Origin of the sequence: Rodentibacter rarus (assembly GCF_001998965.1) — a bacterium.
In the GTDB taxonomy this organism is placed as follows: Bacteria; Pseudomonadota; Gammaproteobacteria; order Enterobacterales; family Pasteurellaceae; genus Rodentibacter; species Rodentibacter rarus.
In genome coordinates this window covers 1-5046 of record NZ_MLHJ01000078.1, presented here as the reverse complement: position 1 = coordinate 5046, position 5046 = coordinate 1, and the positions used below count along the sequence as shown (strand labels likewise).

5 protein-coding genes and 2 pseudogenes are annotated in these 5046 nt (G+C 41.4%); 3 read left to right on the top strand and 4 right to left on the bottom strand.

Translation table 11 applies throughout. From position 1 onward, the window contains the following. The 4 genes and pseudogenes from BKK50_RS08295 to lptM all read right to left on the bottom strand — a co-directional run. On the bottom strand, positions 1 to 87 hold an 87-nt coding region (locus BKK50_RS08295; RefSeq protein WP_244149437.1), incomplete at its 3' end, for a hypothetical protein. Positions 88 to 163: 76 nt separating this feature from the next. Next, positions 164 to 538, bottom strand: a pseudogene (locus BKK50_RS08290) (transposase). A 283-nt stretch (positions 539 to 821) separates the two neighbouring features. After that, a complete protein-coding gene (gene lysA, locus BKK50_RS08285) occupies positions 822 to 2069 on the bottom strand; it encodes a diaminopimelate decarboxylase (protein ID WP_077417126.1) in 1248 nt (415 codons plus the stop codon). Between the two features lie 15 nt (positions 2070 to 2084). Continuing rightward, complete coding sequence (gene lptM / locus BKK50_RS12885) at positions 2085 to 2201, bottom strand: LPS translocon maturation chaperone LptM (RefSeq protein WP_143529790.1); 117 nt, start codon at positions 2199 to 2201, stop codon at positions 2085 to 2087. 95 nt (positions 2202 to 2296) lie between these two features. Here lptM and cyaY point away from each other — a divergent pair, with 95 nt between their 5' ends. The 3 genes and pseudogenes from cyaY to BKK50_RS08265 form a co-directional block, all read left to right on the top strand. Beyond that, entirely contained in the window at positions 2297 to 2602 is a 306-nt protein-coding gene (cyaY, locus tag BKK50_RS08280) for an iron donor protein CyaY (protein WP_077417124.1), read from the top strand. A gap of 1 nt (position 2603) precedes the next feature. Then, complete coding sequence (gene recQ, locus BKK50_RS08275; protein WP_077417128.1) at positions 2604 to 4454, top strand: DNA helicase RecQ; 1851 nt, start codon at positions 2604 to 2606, stop codon at positions 4452 to 4454. Between the two features lie 354 nt (positions 4455 to 4808). Continuing rightward, a pseudogene (locus BKK50_RS08265) lies at positions 4809 to 5046 on the top strand (hypothetical protein); the annotation flags it as partial.

The following is a 5046-nucleotide window of genomic DNA, read 5'->3' as shown; positions in this document are numbered from 1 at the left end:
TCCAGGTCTTTTCTTGCACAAAATGGAATGAATACCTAACTCATTCATCAGCTTTAACACCGTTTTATGATTTAAATGGAAACCCATTTGGCGTAACCTAAGTGTCATTGGGCGATAGCCATTCCTCTTTCTGTTCTTTTTATACAGCAACAATGATTTGGCTTTAATCTTTCAATGATTTTTCTTTTTTCTGCCGTTGCTTTTGATGGTCGAGCGCCTCCAACTCCTTTAGGTAAGCAATCTCAACACGGGCTAAGGCAAGTTCTCGTTGTCGCTTTTTAAACGCTTTGGGGGAAAAGTCTGTTGGTTCAGGAATTTCAATCTCTTTCTTTTTCATCTTTGGATTCACTATTTTCGGTGTTTGAGGGATTGCATAAGGTGATTTTACGCCATCAAGCCCTCTTTCCCGAAAGACTTTTAACCAATAAATAACGAGCGAATGGGAGATTTTATGAAGTTTAGCCACCTCTCGAATGCCAAAATTCTACTCGGTGGCAAGTTTGATAATTTTTAAACGAAATTGATAAGAATAGGACATCATCTGCACCTCAAATTGGGTGGGCAGGTTTTGGGGTGCAGATCAAAGAGCGGTTGAAAATCTCGGTATTATGTAGCAAATGCACAAAACAGAAATTTTAACCAAAACGTAGGGACACACTGCGTGTGTCCGTTATAAAATCAAATTATTTCAATAGGTTAAAATTCGGACACACGCAGTGTGTCCCTACAAGATAACAAAAAAACAACGTTGTGCAACTGCTGCATAATACCGGAAAATCCCTGTGTTTTTCTTTCAACCGCACTTTCTTTTCAAGGGAGGATTAAACTACCGATTCCAACGCCCAAAGTTCTTGTAAACTTTCACGTCGGCGGATTAAGTGTGCTTTATCACCATCTACTAGCACTTCGGCAGTGCGTGGGCGGGAGTTGTAGTTGGAAGACATACTCGCCCCATAAGCACCGGCGGAACATTGTGCAATGTAATCGCCTTCTGCAATGGCGAGTTCACGCTGTTTGCCTAAAAAATCAGAGGTTTCACAAACAGGGCCGACCACATCATAAACCGCTTTTGGGCGAGCCAAAGTGCGGTCAATTTCCACAATATTCATATAAGCTTCATACAAGGCAGGGCGAATCATATCGTTCATCCCCGTATCCGTAATGGCGAAATTGCGGCTTTCGTTACTTTTCAAATACTGGACTTTTGCCACTAAAATACCGGCATTAGCGGTAATTGCCCGCCCCGGCTCAAGGATAATTTCAAGATCCTTGTAATCTTTTAATTTTTCTAATAACGCTTTGGCATATTCGCTAGGATGTGGCGGATTTTCATTGGTATAAGTCACGCCTAAACCGCCCCCTAAATCTAAATGCGCCAGGGTGATACCATCTTTTTTAAGTTGTTCCATTAATACAATAAGACGATCTGTCGCATCTAAAAAGGGTTGTAATTCGGTAAGTTGTGAGCCGATATGGCAATCCATTCCTGTAATCTTCACATTCGGTAGGCTTGCAGCCAGCTTATAAACTTCACGGGCTTCATCCACACTGACACCGAATTTATTTTCTTTTAAACCGGTGGAAATATAGGGATGCGTGTGCGCATCCACATCAGGGTTTACACGCAAGGAAATCGGTGCAATTTTCCCCATTTCACCGGCAATAAGATTAATGTGATGAAGTTCAGACACCGATTCTACATTGAAACAACGAATCCCTACCTCTAAGGCACGTCTAATTTCTTCACGAGATTTTGCCACACCGGAAAACACCACCTTCGATGCCTCGCCACCTGCCGCTAAGACACGTTCTAATTCCCCTTGCGAAACAATATCAAAGCCTGACCCAAGTTTTGCCATGACACTTAATATCCCAATATTAGGGCAAGATTTCACGGCAAAACAAATTAAATGGGGATGTGAACCTAAGGCATCATTAAACGCATACCAATGACGTTCCAGCGTGGCTCGGGAATAAATATAAAGCGGGGTACCAAATTGTTCTGCAAGTTGTTGTACAGGAAGTTGTTCCGCATAAAGTTGGTTATTTTGATATTGGAAAAAATTCATCTTGTATCTCACCCATTATTGATTTTGTTGCGATTGCTCTTTTTCCGGAAAATACAATGGCCCTTTCACACCACAGCCGGTTGCTAACGCACAAACTGTACTTAAGATTAAAACTGATAATAATTTTTTCATTTTCTCTCTCTCACTCATCGTTAAATCCGCCTTTCACAAGGGGGAAAAAGGCTTTATAATCTGCCGCATTCTATCAGATTTACAGGGAAAACTTTATGAATGTTGCAGAATTTCATCAAAATATTGAACAAATTTGGCAAAAAATTGAGGAAGAATTAGAGGAACAAGGTGCTGATGTGGATTGCGAAACCCAAGGTGCGGTATTTACGATGACCTTTGGCAATCGCACGCAAATCGTTATCAACAAACAAGAACCTTTGTTTGAACTCTGGCTTGCCAGTAAATTAGGCGGTTTTCATTTTGCCTTCAAAAATAACGAATGGATTTCCAATGACGGCAAAACGTTTTGGAAGAGCTTAACAGAATCCTGTGCGGCTCATGGCGAAACCGTTCAGTTCTAATATGCCCGATCTTTCTTCCCTAAAAACACCGGAAAAATCCACCGCACTTTCTGTGCTAAATTCGGTGTTTGGCTATCAATCTTTCCGCAAAGGACAGGAAGATGTCATCAATGCCGCACTCAATGGACAAGATGCGTTGGTAGTGATGGCAACGGGGAACGGTAAATCCCTCTGTTATCAAATTCCGGCGCTTTGTTTTGATGGACTGACGCTTGTGATCTCCCCCCTCATTTCCTTAATGAAAGATCAGGTGGATCAATTACAGACCAATGGAATTGAAGCCGATTTTCTCAATTCCAGCCAAACATTAGAACAGCAGCAACAAGTCCAAAATAAGCTGATTTCAGGGAGCCTTAAACTGCTTTATATCTCACCGGAAAAGGTGATGACAAACAGCTTTTTCCAGCTGATTTCCTATTGCCAGGTCAGTTTTATCGCGATTGATGAGGCACATTGTATTTCCCAATGGGGACATGATTTTCGCCCCGAATATACCCAACTTGGCGGATTAAAATCCAGTTTCCCCAATGCTCCCATTATGGCGCTCACCGCCACGGCCGATCATACCACTCGGCAAGATATTCTTACTCATCTTAAACTGCAATCCCCCTACCAATACATTGGGAGTTTTGATCGCCCCAATATTCGCTACACGCTAGAAGAAAAATTTAAACCGATGGAGCAACTCGCCCGCTTTGTGCTGGCACAAAAGGGCAAAAGCGGTATCGTTTATTGTAACAGTCGTAATAAGGTTGAACGAATAGCGGAAAGTTTACGTAATAAAGGAGTATCCGCTGCCGCCTACCACGCCGGAATGGAAACAACACAGCGTGAACGTGTGCAACAAGATTTTCAACGTGATAATGTGCAAGTCGTGGTGGCAACCATTGCCTTTGGGATGGGGATCAATAAATCCAATGTACGTTTCGTGGCGCACTTTGATTTACCTCGCAGCATTGAATCTTACTATCAAGAAACCGGGCGTGCCGGGCGGGACGACTTACCCGCTGAAGCCGTATTATTCTATGAACCGGCAGACTATGCTTGGTTACAAAAAATCTTATTTGAAAAACCGGAAAGCCCTCAACGACAAATCGAGCAACACAAATTAGAAGCTATCGGTGAATTTGCCGAAAGCCAAACCTGTCGCCGTTTGGTATTGCTGAATTATTTCGGTGAGCATCGCCAAATGCCTTGTAATAACTGTGATATTTGTTTAGATCCGCCTAAAAAATATGACGGTTTAGTGGATGCGCAAAAAGTGATGTCCACCATTTACCGTGTGGGACAGTGTTTCGGTACGCAATATGTGATTGGCGTTCTGCGTGGTATGCACAATCAAAAAATTCTCGAACGGCAACATGATAAACTCAGTGTGTATGGCATTGGTAAAGATAAGAGCAAGGAACATTGGCAATCGGTGATTCGTCAACTCATTCACCTTGGTTTGATACAGCAAGTCATTGGCGATTTTAATAGCACATTACAACTCACAGAAAATGCCAAACCCGTACTCAAAGGAGAAATCCCCCTTGAGCTTGCCATGCCACGCATTTCCTCAATCAGTAAAATCGCTCATAATCCTCAACGGCACCATATTATCAATTATGATAAAGATCTCTTTGCCCGCCTACGTTTTTTACGCAAACAAATTGCTGACAAAGAAAATATCCCTCCCTATATTGTGTTCAATGACGCGACACTACAAGAAATGGCACAATATATGCCCACTTCAAATATTGAAATGCTACAAATTAACGGCGTGGGATCTATAAAATTAGAACGCTTCGCCCAACCTTTTATAAATTTGATTAAAGCCCATAAAGAAGTTTTGGCAAAAGCGGAAAGATGAAGTGCGGTCAGTTTTTGAGGAATTTTAGATATTACTTGTGATGATACTATTCTAAATTGACCTTTTCTTTCCCTAATTAATAGCTTTTATCTACAAAACCCATTTAAATACCCATAAAAGACGGGCATTTATCAACTAAAAAACGTTATTCATCGTATTGAATACGATTATTTATAGGAAATACAAGCGTAAGAATCACCCTGCTCACATTTTTTGCGATATTCCTTTGTTTCTTTTCTCATTTTTTTTGAGGAGGTTGTAGGCCTCACATCCATATGTTTCTCCCAAATCACAAGACTCGCCGTAAGAATCCAATGCCTTATCCAGGTCTTTTCTTGCACAAGAACCATTTTGATAACGGTCTCCTTTCATCGTTATAGCGTACGCTTTTATTTCAGGGTAAGTCAGTACAAGCAAAACAAACTGATTGAACTGTTTATTGCAGGTGTTACCGCACGCACAGCAGCGCAATTAGTCGGCGTTAATAAAAACACTACTGCCTATTATTTTCATCGTTTACGCTTACTGATTTTCCATAACAGCCTGCATCTGGAAATGTTTGATGGCGAAGTAGAGGTTGATGAAATCTATT